The following is an 18,026-nucleotide window of genomic DNA, read 5'->3' on the forward strand; positions in this document are numbered from 1 at the left end:
TTTCGACCGGGGGCTTGCCCCCGGTCTTTTTATCTGGAGGATGAATGACTGTTACGGACATCGTACTGGTGTTGTTTATTGTTGCCCTTCTGGCTTACGCGATCTACGACGAATTCATTATGCCTCGCCGTAACGGCGAGACGCTGCTGACCCTTCCCCTCTTACGCCGTGGACGCATTGATGCATTTATCTTCGCCGGCCTGGTGGTCATTCTGATTTACAATAACGTGACCAGCCACGGTGCAATATTAACCACATGGTTATTATGTGCGCTGGCATTAATGGCGATTTACCTGTTCTGGATCCGCTCGCCAAAACTCATTTTTAAAAAACAGGGATTCTTCTTCGCCAACGTATGGATAGAATATAACCGCATTAAAGAGATGAATTTATCCGAAGACGGCGTGTTAGTGATGCAATTAGAACAGCGCCGCCTGCTCATTCGGGTCAAAAATATTGATGACCTTGAGAAAATCTACACATTACTCGTTAAAACTCAATAAGTTAACATTATAACCTCGGCTATATATTGTGATATTCTTTCGCAAAGAATATAGCCGTTGCTATATCTTCTATCCTCTTTGACTTATATTTATTAACGATATTTTCACGCATAAACCTAAATGAAAATCGTTATCAAAGATGCAGATAAATTAAGCCTTGCTCGTAGTTGTTTTATATTCTCAAAATATGTTAAGGTTGCGCCCGTCGTTGGGGAGTAGCCGATTTCCTGCACGCAGGAAATGTACGCGTCAACATACTCGTTGAAAAACGTGGCGCGTACGGATCGCTTTCAGCACGCTTACCGTGCAAAAGAGATCAGGCGAGACCATAGATACATCAACTGCTGTTTACTGGGGGCAGTGATGTGTCATATGGATATCCCCGGTCTGGACGCTCTTATGAACATCTCCGCTACGATCCTTCTCGCTTTTGGCATGTCCATGGATGCATTTGCCGCCTCCATCGGCAAAGGCGCCACGCTCCACAAACCTAAATTCACAGAAGCTCTGCGCACCGGTCTGATCTTTGGTGCCATCGAAACGCTGACGCCGCTCATCGGCTGGGGTTTGGGCATGCTCGCCAGCCAGTTCGTGCTGGAGTGGAACCACTGGATTGCGTTCGTCCTGCTGGTGTTTCTCGGAGGCCGAATGATGATTGAAGGTTTTCGCGGGAATAATGATGAAGAGGAAGCACCGCTGCACCGCCACGGTTTCTGGCTGCTTGTGACAACCGCTATCGCAACCAGTCTTGACGCCATGGCCGTCGGGGTGGGTCTGGCGTTCCTGCAGGTCAATATTATCACCACCGCGCTGGCCATTGGCTGTGCAACGCTGATTATGTCCACGCTGGGCATGATGGTCGGGCGGTTTATCGGCCCGCTGCTGGGTAAACGCGCCGAGATCTTAGGCGGAATTGTGCTGATCGGCATTGGTGCCCAGATCCTCTGGGCACACTTCGCGCCTTAAGCGTCGCGCTGCCAGACGTGGATACTGAAATCCGTCTGGCAGCCAAACGTCGTCCGAGCCGCTAACGCATCCCATACTTCCGGCTTTGCCCGCCACGCGAACGGCGTCATCTGCAGCAGGGCTACCGCTTCTTCCCCGTTCAAATTCATTTCATACGCCACTGAATGCTCCTGCTTCAGCGTAAAGCCTGTCAGCTGTTCAGAGTGTGGGGCATGCAGACGCACCTCGTCGTAAATGAGTCCCTTCAGCTCCATCAGGTGACGCGGGCCCGGCGTGACGGTTATCACCCAGCCTCCGGGCTTCACCACGCGCGCCAGCTCGTCTGCTTTACACGGCGCGTAGATGCGGATAATGGCATCCATACTGGCATTATCAAACGGCAGCCGGTGGCTGGATGCCACGCAAAACGTCACGCCAGCGTAACGTTTAGCCGCCGCGCGGATCGCCACTTTCGATACGTCGAGACCGAATGTCACGGCCCCCTTCTCCCGCACCACATCCGCAAACCGTGCGGTGTAGTATCCTTCCCCGCAGCCGATATCAAGCATGGCGGACGCCGAATCAGGCAATAAGTCACCCAGCATCTGCGCCACCGTCTCCCGCAGCGGCAGATAGTGCCCGGCATCGAGAAACGCCCTGCGCGCCTGCATCATCTCTGCGCTATCGCCCGGATCGCGGGAGCGCTTGTGCTGCACCGGAAGAAGATTCACATACCCTTCTTTCGCCATATCAAACTGATGTCCCTGCGGACAGGCATAACTTTTATCTGAGCGCGTCAGTGACGCGTGGCAAAGGGGACAGCTGAAGGACATGGAAACTCCGGGAGATAAACCAAAGGGCGAAGTGTACCGCTATTCGCCCTGCTATAAAACGGCTGGATTACCGCATGACGATAAGGTGGTCTGAACCGGCCGGCAGGCCATCGGGTTTGATATTCTCCAGGCGCAGCACGTTGCCCATGATTTCGCTGAAGACCGGCGCGGAAACCGCACCGCCATAGTAGGCCCCGTTTTGTGGATCGTTAATCACCACCACCAGGGCGAAACGCGGGTCGCTGGCAGGCGCAACGCCCGCGGTATAGGCGACGTATTTATCGACATATTTGCCGCTATCATCAATTTTCTTCGCCGTCCCGGTCTTAACCGCCACGCGATAATCGCGAACGGCGGCCTTAACGCCCCCGCCGCCGGGCAGCGCGACGCTTTCCATCATGTGCTCCACTTCATGCGCGATCTCCTCCGGCATGACGCGGTGGCCGATAACCGGGGGATCGATGCGGGTGATGGAGAGTGGACGCTCAAGCCCGAAGCCGCCAATCGTCGCGTAGACGTGGGCCAGCTGGAGCGGTGTGACCATCAGGCCGTAGCCAAAGGCAAAAGTCGCGCGGTCTAGCTGACTCCAGTATTTACGCTGTGGCAACAGCCCGGCGCTTTCGCCCGTTAAGCCAAGCCCCGTGTTGGTGCCAAATCCAAAGTTTCGATAGGTATCAATAAGATGCTGGACAGGCATCGCCAGCGAGAGTCGGGATACGCCGGTGTCGCTCGATTTTTGCAGGATCCCGGTCATGGTCAGCTCAGGATAATAACCCACGTCGCGGATACGGTGCCCGTCAAGGGTATACGGGTGGGTATCAATGACGCTGTCCGGCTGGACCAGCCCCTGCTGCAGAGCCGTCATCAACACCAGCGGCTTGACGGTCGAACCGGGCTCGAACGTATCGCTGATTGCCCGGTTGCGAAAATCGTTTATCGTCGCGCCTTCCCGGTTATTGGGATTGAAATCCGGATAGCTCGCCATGGCGAGTATTTCCCCGGTGGGGATATTAATGAGCACCGATGCCCCTGACTCGGCCTTATTCCAGGCGACGGCATTGTCCAGCGCGTCTTCGGTAATGGTTTGCAGCCGCTCGTCAATACTCAACTGGATGTTATGTGCCGGCGTGGGCGCCACTTCCGTCAGGTTTTCAACCACGCGCCCGTAGCGATCCTCCCGGACCTGTCGGACACCCGCTTTACCGGTCAGCTGAGTATTGAAGCTTTTCTCCACCCCTTCAATGCCCTGCCCGTCAATATTGGTGAAGCCAATCAGGTTTGCCGCCACGTGGCCTGCCGGGTAAAAGCGGCGGGATTCATCGCGCAAATTAATGCCGGGTAAATTGAGCTTATCAATCCACTTCGCCTGAGCAGGATCGACCTGACGCGCCAGGTAGATGAAGCGGCCCTGGGGGTTGGCGTTAATTCGTGATGAAAGGGTGCTCAACGAGAGGTGCAGCGCGCTCGCCAGCGCCTGCCAGCGTTCATCAAACCCAACGCCCCCTTTTGCCAGCACCGTTTTAGGATCGGCCCATACGGCCCGGACGGGCACGCTGACCGCCAGCGGTCGCCCTTCACGATCCATAATCATCCCACGCGGCGCATCAATCGCCAGCTGACGTAGGGATCGCATATCTTCCTGCTTCACCAGATTGTCAGGTTTGATGATTTGTAGCCAGGCAACGCGGCCAAGTAAAAAGGCCAGACTGCAGAAAATAGCGAAACAGAGCAGCGCGAAACGCGCCGGCGTGAAATTGCCAGCGGTTAATATCAATTTTTTCTTCACCTGAACCCCAGGGCTGTTAAACAACGCTCTGATTTAACGAGAAAAGATGCGCTTAGGGAGGCGAAACTGTGATACTAACCTCGCAGCTTTGCAACAAGTTGCTAACAAGACCGTAGATAGTAACATTTTGAAAGATAGGGAATAAAAAAGCCCCGCATGAAGCGAGGCTTTATGTCTGAGAGTGAAGCGCTATGCGCCCCAGTCAGCAGCGGTTCGATCAGATAGCAGTTACGTTAACTGCAGCTGGGCCTTTCTGGCCGTCCTGAATTTCGAACTCAACGTTCTGGCCTTCGGCCAGAGTTTTGAAGCCGTTACCCTGGATTGCAGAGAAGTGTACGAACACGTCTTTGCTGCCATCAGCAGGAGTAATGAAACCAAAACCTTTAGACTCGTTGAACCACTTAACTTGACCTTTAATCTTTGCCATTTTGCAAAATTCCTTAGAGTGTTTTCTTAGCCCGCAGGCATTAACTGAGATAAAACTGAGACATTACTGCATGAGGCACTAATATAAGGTTCGGCAGAGAAGCGGTATTCAACGACAACGTGTTTACTCAGGACTTCTTTACTGAAAATGCCACACATAAACAGAACTGTACCTCGTTTGACCCAAAACGTGTTATCACACACTATGTTTAATATGGCAAGCCATTTTTAAACATGTCTCGATCCGCCGCACAAATTCGAACACTGTCTGTAAGGAATTGCACAATTATGCGCTTCTCAAACAGACGGCTATACTCCCTTACACAGACTCAACGCTGCTTGCACAACCGCTGTAATCTAAGACTTTTTTAACATAGCTCAATCATTACAATGCGTCCAGCAGACGGGAAAAGAAATCTTTGGCGTTGATTGAGTTAGAACAAATTGTGAAAACTTATGCTTAAATCATTGTAACGTGACCGTATTGTTTCAGCCAAAAACGATGTTAATAATCCGCACCCTTCTGTATTAAAATCCATCAGGTAATTAGCAATGTTATGCACCAAAATAATGAAATTTTTATGACTCTGCATCAAAAAAAGGCAAGCAAAACGTTTCGATAAAATTAAAATTTTCCTGTCGACGAATACATACACAATATACGCAACAATCTATGGCTTCGTTTATAAGGGTAAATACTCGCCAATTTTCAGTATCCTGAAAGTATTATTAACTGTTGCTACATTATCCAGCGCGTCAGTTAATTCTTTTATGGGGTCATCCAGCGCTTCATCCGCCAGCTCAAACACGCCCCAGTGAACAGGGAACGCCAGCGGGCAACCTAACTGTTGCCACAGCGCAACGGCAGACTGGGGATCCATATGGTGTACGGCCATAAACCATCGCGGAGCGTAGGCGCCAACGGGCAATGCTGCAGCATCAATTTTCCCTAAACGTTCCGGTATCAACAGCAGCTCAGGCGAATAGCCGGTATCGCCACTAAACCAGAACCGGTGATGCCGCCCTTCAAAGACCCAGCCGCACCACAATGAGCGATTGCGGTTCCAGAGCGTGCGCATACTCCAGTGCTGCGCCGGTACGGCGGATAATGTTATCCCCTGCCAGGTAAAACTCTGCCACCAGTCAAGCTCAACCACCTGTTTTGCGCCCCGGCGGCGAAACCAGCCGCCCAGGCCTAAAGGAACAAACACGCTGACGTCGGGAAAGCGTCTGAGAATGTGGCGAACAGTGAGTTCATCAAGATGATCGTAATGGTTATGCGAGATAACGACCGCGTCAAGCTGGTGCAGCTGATCGACAGAGAGTGCCGGAGGCGTTCTACGCTGCGGCCCTAAGAAAGGAAGTGGCGAAGCGCGCCTTGAAAAAACGGGATCGGTAAGAAGGATATTGCCGTCCAGCTGCAGCAGTATGCTCGCATGTCCGAGCCACCACGCCCCATCCTGCTGCGGCTGCTGAAGATCGGCCGGTTGCCACCACCGCCGGATAAAGTCATCGTAGCCGAGCGCGGGCGGCTTCGGTAAACCAGCTGCTTTGCGTTCTTTGCGCCAGCGGTCAAGGTCGCCAGGCTGGTGTCCTGCAGAAGTGGTATTACGAAAACCGTTTGGGGTGTGATGTTTCAGGGAGGGGTCATACCAGGGATTTTTCCAGACCACTGCCACCTCCCGGAATAATACGATTAACGCTCAGCCACCAGGCGGATAAAATCGTCTTGATCGTTGTTCTCGTCAGCGACCGCTTCTTTTTGTGCTTCTTTCTCTTCCGGCTCGTTAGCCTCGCACAGACGACGCAACAGTGCATTCTGCCGTTTTTGCTGCTCAAGCAGCGCTTCCAGCAGTTCGATCTGCTCATTGGTACGTGAACTGGCACGGTTTACGAAAAACCAAATGACCAGCCCCACCAGCAGAACAACCAAAGAGATCATCAGGGATGCCATATTTAGCAGCCCTGAATTCAGTAACTCACCCATTTCACCACCTCAATAAAAACATCTATTTTACCACTGGCGCGAAGGAAGGAAATCACCTGAAGAAAAAATGCGTGCTACCACGGAATAAACTTATTGATTGCGCAAACGCCGCTAAAAAACTGTACATCCTGATCGCACATCACGTTGATAGTCTGCGTCCACAACACCACGCACGCTATCAGCACGATAATCAGAATCACCCAGCGTATTTTTTTCACTCCACACTCCGTTTACAGACCTGATATGACCAGGTTATCACGGTTATCTTAAACAAGGACTAACTGTAGCGCCATCAGGCTCTTTTCAGAATCCTGCACTTGTTTCATTACGTAAACCGGTTAGGCTAGCATCATGATAACAATGATAAAGAGGTAATAATGCGCTTAATTATTCGTACAATTATTGCACTGGCGATACTCTGGATTGGCCTTCTTTTAACGGGTTATGGCGTGCTGGTGGGAAGCACCGAAAACGCCGCAGGGTTAGGCATTCAATGTAAGTATTTAACAGCACAGGGAGTCAGCACGGCGCAGTATCTCCATTCTGATAGCGGGATCATTGGGTTAACCAACTGCCCGGTACTGCGTAAGACCTCCGTCGTGATTGATAATGGCTGAGCCACAGCGTTAACGACGAATATAAAACGCCGCAAAGATGCGGCGTTTTTTTATGCTAACCGGGGTTAGAACGGATAGTCGTGGTAACCCATCTGTTCAGAAATCTTACGCGCGGCGGTATGCAGAATAGCCACGTACTCGTGCAGGCGCTCTTCCGAGAAGCGAAGCGTTGGGAAAGAGATGCTCAACCCCGCGATCACGACGCCAAAACGGTCAAACACCGGAACGCCAATACAGCGCAGCCCTTCTTCCTGTTCTTCGTTATCTTCGCCGTACCCTTGCTCACGCACCTTGTCGAGCACCGTTAATAACTCATCGGTGTTAGTAATGGTGCGTTCAGTGCTGCGTTTGTACTCCACGCCATCGAGGATCTGTTTAACTTCTTCACGATCGCGCCACGCCAGCAGAACCTTACCAATTGCCGTGCTGTAAAGCGGGTTGCGACGACCAATGCGCGAATACATACGCAGGTTATACATGGAGTCAATTTTATGGATGTAAACAATACTGTCTTCATCCAGCGCGCCCAGGTGGATAGTCTCTTTGGTCAGGCGAGAGATCTCGCGCATCTGGATATCCGCGCTACGGATCAGATCCACGTTTTGCAAGGCACGGGCACCCAGTTCAAAGAGTTTCAGCGTCAGAGAATATTTTTCAGATTCGCCTTCCTGTGCAACGTAACCCAGTGATTTCATGGTTTGCAAAAAGCGGTAAACGGTGCTTTTCGACATCATCACGCGCTGTGACAACTCTGTGATACCAATTTCACGCTCTTCCCCGAGCGCCTGTAAGATGCCAAACACCTTCAGCACGGAAGAAACTGAATCTGGCTGTTTATCCAAATCCGCAATTGCCATTTACCACCTCATAGAGAGTGTTTTATAAAAATCAGAACCGGTTTTTATTATAAATTCCCGTCATGTTACCTGCAATCAATCCGCGTTTACTTCGTTACAAATCTGCGACATAAAACGGTGTTAACGATGCTAAAATAGTTACCCTGAGAATAATTTCACTCTGAGCAATTTATCCCCGATGGAAAAAAACCTTTCCGATGGCCTGCCTTTGCCCCAGCGGTATGGCGCTATCGCTACGATTATTATTGGTATCTCAATGGCCGTTCTTGACGGCGCGATTGCGAACGTTGCCCTTCCCACCATTGCCACCGATCTGCATGCTTCCCCGGCCAGTTCGATATGGATTGTTAACGCCTATCAGATTGCGATTGTGGTTTCCCTGCTCTCCTTTTCTTTTCTGGGCGATATGTTCGGCTACCGTCGGGTATATCAGTGCGGGCTGGTGGTATTTACCTTTACATCACTGCTGTGCGCCCTTTCGGACTCTCTGCATACTCTGACGCTGGCGCGCATCGCGCAAGGTTTTGGCGGCGCGGCGCTGATGAGCGTCAATACGGCGCTAATCCGCCTAATCTATCCGTACCGCCATCTGGGCCGCGGCATGGGGATAAATTCGTTTATTGTCGCGGTCTCTTCTGCCGCCGGGCCAACGATTGCAGCGGCCATTCTTTCTGTCGCCTCGTGGCAGTGGCTGTTCGCCATAAACGTGCCGCTGGGTATCGTGGCCATCTTCTTTGCCCTGCGATTTCTCCCCGCTAACGGCCCGAAAAGCACCATGCCGCGCTTTGACGTAGCAAGCGCGGTGATGAATGCGCTCACCTTTGGTCTGCTGATTACCGCCCTGAGCGGTTTTGCGCAGGGTCAATCCCTGATGCTAACCGCCGTGGAGCTTGTTGCCCTGCTGGTGACGGGCTTCTTCTTTGTTCGCCGCCAGCTTTCCCTGCCGGTGCCCTTACTGCCGGTCGATCTGCTGCGTATTCCCCTCTTTTCGCTTTCCATCTGCACCTCCGTCTGCTCATTCTGCGCCCAGATGCTGGCTCTGGTTTCTCTGCCATTCTTCCTGCAAAGCGTGATAGGACGTTCCGAAGTGGAGACCGGGCTGCTGTTAACCCCCTGGCCGCTGGCGACGATGGTGATGGCACCCCTGGCAGGTTACTTAATAGAACGTGTACATGCCGGTTTGTTGGGCGCGGTGGGGCTGGCCGTGATGGCAACAGGTCTTTTCGCGCTGGCGCTGCTGCCATCATCGCCAGGGGATCTGGACATCATCTGGCGCATGATCCTGTGCGGAGCCGGGTTTGGCCTGTTTCAGTCCCCCAACAACCACACCATTATTACCTCTGCGCCGCGCCACCGCAGCGGAGGTGCCAGCGGCATGCTGGGGACCGCGCGTCTGCTGGGGCAAAGCACCGGTGCGGCGCTGGTTGCCCTGATGTTTAACCTTGCCGGGCAAAACGGCAACCACGTTGCGCTTCTCACCGCAGGTGCGCTTGCCACCCTTGCAGCCATCGTCAGCGGGTTGCGCGTGACCCAACCCGGCGTTCAGGCATAAAAAAAGCCGGGCGGAGTCTTCTCCTGCCCGGCTTATTTAAGCACTTAGCGTTACTTCAGGTATTCCCCACTGCGCAGCGCTTCAATACGTTTATCCAGTGGCGGGTGAGACATAAACAGCTCGCTCAGCGACTTTGATTTGCCGTTGATGCAGAAGGCCATCATGCTGTTCGCTTCCTGCGGCTCATAGCTGGTTTTCAGACGCTGCAGGGCGGCAATCATCTTCTCACGCCCTACCAGCTTCGCTGAACCGGCATCCGCATGGAACTCACGGTGACGGGAGAACCACATGGTGATAATGCTCGCCAGAATACCGAACACCAGTTCCAGCACCATCGATACGGCGAAGTAGATCAGCGGATTACCGTTGCTCTCTTCACCTTCATCACGGTTGCCGCCCATGAAGCCAGCCGCAATCTGCGCCAGGATACGGGAGATGAAGATAACGAAGGTGTTCACCACGCCCTGAATCAGGGTCATGGTCACCATGTCACCGTTGGCGATATGGCTGATTTCGTGCGCGATAACCGCTTCGGCTTCGTCACGGCTCATGTTCTGCAACAACCCGGTGCTCACGGCAACCAGCGACGCATCACGACGGGCACCCGTAGCAAACGCGTTAATATCCGGGGCATGGTAAATAGCAACCTGCGGCATCGCAATGCCTGCCTGCTTAGACTGCTGTGCCACCGTATTCATCAGCCACTGTTCCATGTCGTTACGCGGCTGTTCAATCACCTCACCGCCGACGGATTTCAGCGCCATCCACTTTGACATCAGCAGGGAAATGAAAGAGCCACCAAAACCAAACAGCAGCGCCATAATCAACAGACCCTGAACGCTGCTCGACTGAATTCCCGTCAGGCTTAGCACGAGCCCGAAAACCACCATCACCGCGAGGTTGGTGAGCAGGAAGAGCGCGATTCGCATCATAATTTTCTTTTTACCTCAGTTTAACAAAACGCACTATGCGATTACCCACATCGTATGGGTATTGCGGCTATTTTCAAGCATCCGGTGGGCGTAAGTCACCAGAAAGACACAACTTTACACAATTGGAAATCAGCCTGACGGAAGGATGCAGAACAAAAAGAAACAGGCACAATTTCTTGTGCCTGTTGGGAGATTATTTTGCCGGAGCGGGCTGTACGGCAGGCTTCTCTTTTTCCAGATTCGCCAGGTCGAGCGCGATATGCACCGTCTCGTCCAGGTACGGATCCGGCTCCTGGTAATCTTTTGGCAGATCGTCCAGTTTCTTGAGCAGAGGCTTACCTTCTCGCTTGAAGCGATCGTTGATACGCGCCAGACGCGTTGCGTCGTCCTCATTGTTCTCTTTTTCACGCTGAGCGTAGTTCAGAGAAACAATATTCCGCTTATCTTTCAGAGCATTGAAACGCGCAATGTCCTTCATGATGTACTGGAATTCCGGGTCTTTCGCGATACGTTCATTATGCGCTTTCAGCAGCTCAGGGCCAAACTGCGTCATATCACCCGCCTTCACGAATGTCGCAGCATTGATGCTGTCCCACGGCAACGCGTTATCTTCAAACTTCTCGCCGGTTTCGGTCTCTTCCGTGCCGGTCGGCATCATGATATCCGGCGTTACGCCTTTACGCTGCGTACTGCCGCCGTTAACGCGGTAGAACTTCTGAATGGTGTACTGAACGGAGCCCAGCGCAGGCCATTCCGGACGCAGCATCTGATCGTAAATACGGTTCAGCGAGCGATACTGCTGAACAGTACCTTTGCCGAAGGTGGGCTCACCCACGATTAGCGCGCGGCCATAGTCCTGCATTGCAGCGGCAAAGATTTCAGATGCGGACGCGCTGAAGCGGTCAACCAGGACCACCAGCGGGCCTTTGTAATAGACCACACCGTCGTTATCAGCATCTTCACGAACTTTACCGTTGTTATCACGCACCTGTACAACCGGGCCAGACGGGATAAACAAGCCTGAGAGCGACACCGCTTCGGTCAGCGCACCGCCACCGTTCGTGCGCAGGTCGATAATGACGCTGCTCACGTTCTGCTTCTCAAGTTTCTGCAGCTGAACTTTTACATCGTCTGTCAGCCCCACGTAGAAGCCAGGGATATCCAGGACACCCACCTTCTCTTTACCCACGGTTTTCACCGACATTTTCACCGCGCGGTCTTCCAGACGGATACGCTCGCGGGTCAGGGTCACGATACGGGTTTTGGTGCCTTTACCGGCAGGCAGAATCTCCAGACGAACTTTGCTGCCTTTCGGACCTTTGATCAGCGCAACCACATCGTCCAGACGCCAGCCAATGACATCAACCATGCTCTGACCGGTTTGTCCTACCCCCACAATGCGATCGCCTACGCTTATCGCTTTGCTTTTGGATGCCGGGCCGCCCGCGACCATGGAATTGATCACCGTGTAGTCATCATCCATTTGCAGTACCGCGCCAATACCTTCCAGAGACAGGCTCATCTCAGTATTGAACTGTTCGGTATTGCGTGGAGAGAGATAGTTGGTGTGCGGATCGATTTCGTGCGCAAAGGCGGTCATCGCCAGCGAGAAAACATCTTCACTGTTGGTCTGCGCCAGACGGCGAATGGCAAATTTGTAACGACGCGTCAGCGTGTCGCGGATCTCTTTTTCATCTTTGCCGGTCAGCTTGAGGCTCAGCTCGTCGTATTTGACCTTTCCATCCCACAGCGCGTTCAGCTCGGCTTCGTCTTTCGGCCAGGGCGCTTTGCTGCGATCGAGATTGAAGGTGTCGTTGCCGGTGAAGTCCATTGGACGTTCAAGCACTTTCAGAGCGTACTGATAGCGTTCAAAGCGGCGCTTTTGCGACAGGTTGTAGAGATCGTAGAACAGATCCAGCTTGCCTGACCGCAGCTCATCACCCACCTCGGATTTGCGCTTAGCGAACTGCTCGACATCGCTGGCGAGCAAAACGTTATGGCTGTAATCCAGCAAGTTCAGATAGCGGTCAAAGATTTTGGCCGAAAAGGCCTGATCGAGATCGAACTGACGATAGTGCGAGCGGGTAAAGCGAGAGGTTACACGTTCGCTTACCGTCGCGTGCTGCGTCTCTTCCTTGAGTACCGGAATTTGATCAACACGCGTGATATCGTCCACTGCGAAAGCGTGACCTGTTATGGCAAACAGGCCCGCCAGCGCGGTGAGCTTAAAAAAAGTGTTCATGCCAGGCTTGGCCTCCGTTTCAGAACAACAAGTGTTCTGCGCGTACAATCATTGACATACCAGAAGTCAGCTGTACACGAACGCCATCTTTGGTGATTTCCAGTACGGTGGCGTCCATTGCGTTGTTGCCCGCTTTTACTTTCAGAGCCTGACCCACGCTCAGGGCGTTAATGTCAGAAACCGGAGTATGGCGCTGCTCTTCACGAGGCGCACGAGGGGCTTTCGCTGCTGGTTTGTCTGCACGCGGTTTGCGATCGTTATTGTCGTGACGACGCGGCGCAGGACGTGGTTTACGCTCACGACGAGGCGCTTCTTCCTGGCCGTTTGCCGCTGCGGCTTCGCGTTTTTTCGCCTGCTGTTCTGCACGTTGTGCCTGAACGCGTGCTTTGGCTTCTTCCAGCTGCTTGCGCGCGTGTTCTACGTGCTGCTCGTCCAGCTCGCCACAAGGGTTGCCGTCGAGATCCACGCGGGTCGCGCCCGGTTTGATACCGTACAGGTAACGCCAGCTCGAAGTATAAAGACGTAAGGCAGAACGCAGCTGAGTTTTGCTGAGGTTCATTTCCCCTTCAACACGCGCTACCAGATCCTGAAAAATACCGACTTTCAGGGGACGTGCTTCACCATCCGCGCTGAAGCACTGCGGGAAACGCTCGGCCAGAAATGCGATAACTTCTTTACTGCTATTCAACTTAGGTTGATTTTCCATGAAATTTCCTGATTACAACGGACGTTGCCAACAAGCGCAGGCATGAACAGGCGTCATTATAATGACGCTATCAGTAAATGCTACGTTATCCGTTGATTATCCTGCGACGCTCGCAAAGAATTTTTGATAATCGGTTGCAGCGAGGACGTTTTCCAGATTCGCCACCAGCTCGCGCAGCCCCTGTTCATCCTCGGTTGTAAAGCGACTGAAGACCGTACTGTCGATATCCAGAACGCCAATAATCTGATTTTTTACCACCAGCGGCAGAACGATCTCTGAATTGCTGGCAGCATCACAGGCGATATGCCCGTCAAACGCATGAACATCTTCCACGCGCTGAACCTGATTCTCGGCCACCGCGGTACCGCATACGCCGCGCCCTACCGGAATACGCACGCAGGCCAGTTTGCCCTGAAACGGACCCAGCACCAGCGTTTCACCTTCCAGGAGATAAAAGCCAGCCCAGTTCACATCGGATAGCCGTTCGAACAGCAATGCGCTAGTATTTGCCAGAGTGGCTAAGAAGCTGGTTTCACCTGCCATCAATGCCTTAAAATCGCGGTTCAGATCCGCGTAGAATTCTGTTTTGTTCATTATTCAATCACTTAGTTGTCTTACAAAATTACCGCATAGCCTATTAAAATAAGCAATAAATGCGCTCATGCTCAAGATGAATCCGTTCATGAGTTAATATAACGTTCAACAATACTTATTTGCGCGCAGCTGATGGCCTTAAAAACAACCAAAATTACGCCGACAAAAAAGATAACTGTCCATACGGTAAGCGACGCTTTGCCTCGTGCACATTATCAGCGTTGCCCCCAGTGCGATACGCTTTTTATGTTGCCGAAGATGAAATCGCACCAAAGCGCCTTTTGTCCCCGCTGCGACGCTAAAATTCGTGACGGCCGCGACTGGTCGTTAACCCGCCTTGCCGCTATGGCCGTTACCATGCTGCTGCTGATGCCCTTTGCCTGGACCGAACCGCTTCTGAAGCTTTACCTGCTTGGTATGCGCATTGACGCCAACGTGCTGCAGGGTATCTGGCAGATGACGAGCCAGGGCGATCCTCTCACCGCCGCCATGGTACTGTTCTGCGTTGTCGGCGCGCCGCTGGTGCTGGTTGCAGCCATTGCCTACCTGTGGTTTGGTAACATCCTCGGAATGAACCTGCGTCCGGTATTGCTGATGCTGGAAAAGCTTAAAGAGTGGGTCATGCTGGATATCTATCTGGTGGGCGTGGGCGTGGCATCAATCAAGGTGCAGGACTATGCCTTTCTGCAGCCGGGCGTCGGGCTTTTTGCCTTTATCTGCCTGGTATTGCTCAGCATCCTGACACTGATCCACCTGAACGTTGAGCAGCTTTGGGAGCGTTTTTACCCGCAGCGCCCTGCCACCCGCCCGGATGAAAACCTCCGCGTCTGTCTGGGATGCCATTACACCGGGTTGCCCGACAAGCGTGGACGCTGCCCGCGCTGCCACATACCGTTGAGGTTACGACGCAACAACAGCCTGCAAAAATGCTGGGCGGCACTGATTGCCTCCCTGGTGTTTCTGTTCCCGGCCAATATGCTGCCGATATCCATTATTTACGTGAACGGTGGCCGTCAGGAGGATACTATCCTCTCCGGTATTATCTCCCTTGCGCACAGTAACGTTGGGGTGGCGGCCATCGTCTTTATTGCCAGTATCCTGGTTCCCTTTACCAAAGTGGTGGTGATGTTTACCCTGCTCGTCAGCATTCACTTTAAGTGTGAACAAGGTTTACGTACCCGTATTCTGCTTCTGCGATTCGTCACCTGGATTGGCCGCTGGTCAATGCTGGATCTGTTTGTGATTTCGCTGATGATGTCGCTGATCAATCGCGACCAGCTTCTTGCTTTTACTATGGGACCCGCGGCTTTTTATTTCGGCTCTGCGGTGATATTGACTATTCTTGCTGTGGAATGGCTGGATAGCCGCTTACTTTGGGATGCACATGAGTCAGGAAACCCCCGCTTCGCCGACTGAAGCGAGAATTAAAACTAAACGCCGCATTTCGCCATTCTGGTTGCTGCCTGTCATCGCCCTGATGATTGCAGGCTGGCTTATCTGGACGAGCTATGAAGATCGCGGCAGTACCGTCACCATTGATTTTCAGACCGCCGACGGCATCGTCGCCGGACGAACCCCCGTTCGTTTTCAGGGGGTCGAAGTCGGTACGGTTCAGGACATCTCCCTTGGAAAAGGGCTTAACAAGATTCAGGTGCGGGTCAGTATAAAATCTGACATGCAGGATGCTCTTCGCAGCGAAACGCAGTTCTGGTTGGTGACGCCGAAAGCCTCCCTGGCCGGCGTGTCCGGGCTGGATGCGCTGGTTGGCGGCAACTACATCGGCATGATGCCGGGCAAGGGTGAACCGCAGGATCACTTTGTCGCGCTGGATACGCAGCCGAAATACCGCCTCAATAACGGCGATCTGATGATCCATCTTCAGGCACCGGATTTGGGCTCGCTGAACAGCGGCTCGCTGGTCTACTTCCGCAAGATTCCGGTTGGCCGCGTGTACGATTACAGCATCAACCCGAATAAACAGGGCGTCACCATTGATGTGCTGATCGAGCGTCGCTTCACCAATCTGGTGAAAAAAGGCAGCCGCTTCTGGAACGTGTCCGGCGTGGATGCCGACCTGAGTCTGAGCGGTGCAAAAGTGAAGCTGGAGAGTCTGGCCGCCCTGGTTAACGGCGCCATTGCCTTTGACTCCCCGGAAAACTCAAGCCCAGCCACCGCTGATGACACCTTCGGATTGTACGCCGACCTGGCGCACAGCCAGCGTGGCGTGATCGTTAAGCTCGTTCTGCCTGATGCCAAAGGGCTGAAAGCGGGGTCAACGCCGCTGATGTACCAGGGACTGCAGGTCGGCCAGCTCACCAAAATGACGCTCAATCCGGGCGGCTCGGTCACGGGCGAAATGACGGTCGATCCGAGCGTGGTCGATCTCCTGCGCGAGAAAACGCGCATCGAGATGCGCAGCCCTAAACTCTCTCTGAACGATGCCAGCCTCAGCACGCTGCTGACCGGAAATACCTTTGAACTGATCCCCGGTGAAGGTCAGCCCAGCAATAGCTTCGTCATTGCCCCGGCGGATAAAGCGCTGCTGCAAAAACCGGGCGTCGTGACGGTTACGCTCAATGCGCCTGAAAGTTACGGCATTGAGGCCGGTCAGCCGCTGATTCTGCACGGCGTACAGGTGGGTCAGGTGCTGGAGCGAACGCTCTCCGAAAATGGCGTGAGCTTCTCGGTAGCTATCGATCCGCAATACAGCAACCTCGTCCATGGCGACAGTAAGTTCGTGGTGAACAGCCGCGTCGACGTGAAGGTGGGTCTGGACGGCGTGGAGTTCCTCGGCGCCAGCGCCAGCGAATGGGTTAACGGCGGCATTCGCATTTTGCCGGGCAATAAAGGCCCCGTTCGCGACAGCTACCCGCTGTACGCCAACCTGGACAAAGCGATTGAAAACAGCCTGAGCGATATGCCAACCACGACCCTGACCTTAAGCGCCGAGACGCTGCCTGACGTTCAGGCGGGCTCCGTGGTGCTCTACCGCAAATTTGAGGTTGGAGAGGTGATCGCCGTTCGCCCGCGTGCGGACGCGTTTGATATCGAACTGCATATCAAGCCTGAGTACCGCAAGCTGCTGACCCCAAACAGCGTCTTCTGGGCCGAGGGCGGCGCGAAGGTGCAGCTTAACGGCAACGGCCTGACCGTGCAGGCCTCCCCGCTCTCGCGCGCGCTGCGCGGAGCGATCAGCTTTGATAACCTCAGCGGCGCGGGCGCGAACCTGCGTAAAGGCGATAAGCGAATTCTCTTCCCGTCCGAAACCGCCGCGCGTGCCGTGGGTGGGCAGATTACCCTGCATGCGTTCGATGCCGGCAAGCTGGCGGAAGGCATGCCAATTCGCTACCTGGGCATTGATATCGGGCAGATCCAGAAGCTGACGCTCATCACCTCGCGCAACGAGGTGCAGGCCACCGCCGTGCTTTATCCGGAATATGTGCAGACCTTCGCCCGCTCGGGTTCCCGCTTCTCGGTGGTGACCCCACAGATTTCGGCCGCGGGCGTTGAGCATCTCGACACCATTCTGCAGCCTTACATCAACGTCGAGCCCGGTCAGGGCAAAGCCCGTCGTGATTTCGAGCTGCAGGAAGCTACCATTACCGACTCGCGCTACCTTGGCGGCCTGAGCATTGTAGTGGAAGTGCCGGAAGCGGGCTCGCTTGGCATCGGTACGCCGGTGCTGTTCCGCGGCATTGAGGTGGGTACGGTAACGGGCCTCACGCTCGGCACGCTCTCCGACCGCGTGATGGTGGCGCTACGCATCAGCGAGCGTTACCAGCATCTGGTGCGTAATAACTCGGTGTTCTGGCTGGCATCCGGCTATTCGCTGGACTTCGGCCTGACGGGTGGCGTGGTGAAAACCGGTACCTTCAACCAGTTCATCCGCGGCGGTATTGCGTTTGCCACCCCGCCGGGAACGCCGCTGGCGCCGAAGGCGCAGCCGGGTAAACACTTCCTGCTGCTGGAAAGCGAACCGAAAGAGTGGCGCGAATGGGGAACGGCCCTGCCGCGTTAATCTGACAGGCTCCGGTGTCAACGCACCG

17 protein-coding genes, 1 pseudogene and 1 riboswitch are annotated in these 18,026 nt (G+C 53.8%); of the genes and pseudogenes, 6 read left to right on the forward strand and 12 right to left on the reverse strand.

The features are described 5' to 3' along the window. Positions 1 to 44 precede the first annotated feature (44 nt). A complete protein-coding gene (locus INF73_RS14865; RefSeq protein WP_047367801.1) occupies positions 45 to 503 on the forward strand; it encodes a DUF986 family protein in 459 nt (152 codons plus the stop codon). 198 nt (positions 504 to 701) lie between these two features. Further along, positions 702 to 892, forward strand: a riboswitch (yybP-ykoY riboswitch). Between the two features lie 10 nt (positions 893 to 902). Then, positions 903 to 1,469, forward strand: coding sequence for a manganese efflux pump MntP (gene mntP / locus INF73_RS14870; RefSeq protein WP_193540570.1), 567 nt, complete (start codon positions 903 to 905; stop codon positions 1,467 to 1,469). Here mntP and rlmA read toward each other — a convergent pair. The 7 genes and pseudogenes from rlmA to mgrB all read right to left on the reverse strand — a co-directional run bounded on the left by rlmA (position 1,466) and on the right by mgrB (position 6,698). Next, the gene (gene rlmA / locus INF73_RS14875; RefSeq protein ID WP_049138827.1) at positions 1,466 to 2,281 is read right to left on the reverse strand and encodes a 23S rRNA (guanine(745)-N(1))-methyltransferase; all 816 of its coding nucleotides are present in this window, start codon (positions 2,279 to 2,281) and stop codon (positions 1,466 to 1,468) included. The genes mntP and rlmA overlap by 4 nt on opposite strands. Before the next feature lie 67 nt (positions 2,282 to 2,348). Next, positions 2,349 to 4,067, reverse strand: coding sequence for a peptidoglycan glycosyltransferase FtsI (gene ftsI / locus INF73_RS14880; protein WP_028013537.1), 1,719 nt, complete (start codon positions 4,065 to 4,067; stop codon positions 2,349 to 2,351). A gap of 217 nt (positions 4,068 to 4,284) precedes the next feature. Beyond that, on the reverse strand, positions 4,285 to 4,494 hold the full coding sequence (gene cspE / locus INF73_RS14885; protein WP_001062678.1) for a transcription antiterminator/RNA stability regulator CspE: 210 nt from the start codon (positions 4,492 to 4,494) through the stop codon (positions 4,285 to 4,287). Positions 4,495 to 4,507: 13 nt separating this feature from the next. Further along, positions 4,508 to 4,652, reverse strand: a pseudogene (locus tag INF73_RS14890) (DUF2627 domain-containing protein). Positions 4,653 to 5,176: 524 nt separating this feature from the next. After that, positions 5,177 to 6,166: an MBL fold metallo-hydrolase gene (locus INF73_RS14895; RefSeq protein WP_193540568.1), complete on the reverse strand. Its 990-nt coding sequence runs from the start codon at positions 6,164 to 6,166 to the stop codon at positions 5,177 to 5,179. Between the two features lie 23 nt (positions 6,167 to 6,189). Continuing rightward, the gene (locus INF73_RS14900; RefSeq protein WP_193540566.1) at positions 6,190 to 6,480 is read right to left on the reverse strand and encodes a YebO family protein; all 291 of its coding nucleotides are present in this window, start codon (positions 6,478 to 6,480) and stop codon (positions 6,190 to 6,192) included. Positions 6,481 to 6,554: 74 nt separating this feature from the next. Continuing rightward, a complete protein-coding gene (gene mgrB / locus INF73_RS14905; protein ID WP_006175995.1) occupies positions 6,555 to 6,698 on the reverse strand; it encodes a PhoP/PhoQ regulator MgrB in 144 nt (47 codons plus the stop codon). A 159-nt stretch (positions 6,699 to 6,857) separates the two neighbouring features. On the opposite strand from mgrB, the gene INF73_RS14910 reads away from it, so the two are divergent. After that, on the forward strand, positions 6,858 to 7,097 hold the full coding sequence (locus tag INF73_RS14910; protein WP_193540564.1) for a YobH family protein: 240 nt from the start codon (positions 6,858 to 6,860) through the stop codon (positions 7,095 to 7,097). A 65-nt stretch (positions 7,098 to 7,162) separates the two neighbouring features. On the opposite strand, the gene kdgR is transcribed toward INF73_RS14910, so the two are convergent. Next, positions 7,163 to 7,954: a DNA-binding transcriptional regulator KdgR gene (kdgR, locus tag INF73_RS14915; protein ID WP_014884288.1), complete on the reverse strand. Its 792-nt coding sequence runs from the start codon at positions 7,952 to 7,954 to the stop codon at positions 7,163 to 7,165. Positions 7,955 to 8,132: 178 nt separating this feature from the next. Between kdgR and INF73_RS14920 the strand changes: the two genes are divergently transcribed. Further along, positions 8,133 to 9,506, forward strand: a complete 1,374-nt coding sequence (locus INF73_RS14920; protein ID WP_193540562.1) for an MFS transporter — start codon at positions 8,133 to 8,135, stop codon at positions 9,504 to 9,506. A 50-nt stretch (positions 9,507 to 9,556) separates the two neighbouring features. Here INF73_RS14920 and htpX read toward each other — a convergent pair whose 3' ends face one another. The 4 genes from htpX to INF73_RS14940 form a co-directional block, all read right to left on the reverse strand. Beyond that, complete coding sequence (gene htpX / locus INF73_RS14925; RefSeq protein WP_010432647.1) at positions 9,557 to 10,438, reverse strand: protease HtpX; 882 nt, start codon at positions 10,436 to 10,438, stop codon at positions 9,557 to 9,559. A 193-nt stretch (positions 10,439 to 10,631) separates the two neighbouring features. Continuing rightward, on the reverse strand, positions 10,632 to 12,680 hold the full coding sequence (prc, locus tag INF73_RS14930) for a carboxy terminal-processing peptidase (protein ID WP_028013542.1): 2,049 nt from the start codon (positions 12,678 to 12,680) through the stop codon (positions 10,632 to 10,634). A gap of 19 nt (positions 12,681 to 12,699) precedes the next feature. Next, the gene (gene proQ, locus INF73_RS14935) at positions 12,700 to 13,386 is read right to left on the reverse strand and encodes an RNA chaperone ProQ (RefSeq protein ID WP_193540560.1); all 687 of its coding nucleotides are present in this window, start codon (positions 13,384 to 13,386) and stop codon (positions 12,700 to 12,702) included. A gap of 96 nt (positions 13,387 to 13,482) precedes the next feature. Next, a complete protein-coding gene (locus tag INF73_RS14940) occupies positions 13,483 to 13,980 on the reverse strand; it encodes a GAF domain-containing protein (RefSeq protein ID WP_008500476.1) in 498 nt (165 codons plus the stop codon). A gap of 132 nt (positions 13,981 to 14,112) precedes the next feature. On the opposite strand from INF73_RS14940, the gene yebS reads away from it, so the two are divergent. Together yebS and INF73_RS14950 are read left to right on the forward strand one after the other, a co-directional pair. Further along, positions 14,113 to 15,396, forward strand: a complete 1,284-nt coding sequence (gene yebS, locus INF73_RS14945; protein WP_193540558.1) for a membrane integrity lipid transport subunit YebS — start codon at positions 14,113 to 14,115, stop codon at positions 15,394 to 15,396. Continuing rightward, positions 15,365 to 17,998, forward strand: coding sequence for a PqiB family protein (locus INF73_RS14950; protein WP_028013545.1), 2,634 nt, complete (start codon positions 15,365 to 15,367; stop codon positions 17,996 to 17,998). The genes yebS and INF73_RS14950 overlap by 32 nt, the downstream gene beginning before the upstream one ends. The last annotated feature ends 28 nt before the right edge of the window (positions 17,999 to 18,026 follow it).

It is taken from the genome of Enterobacter cloacae complex sp. P6RS (genome assembly GCF_014982245.1).
Classification (GTDB): Bacteria; Pseudomonadota; Gammaproteobacteria; order Enterobacterales; family Enterobacteriaceae; genus Enterobacter; species Enterobacter bugandensis.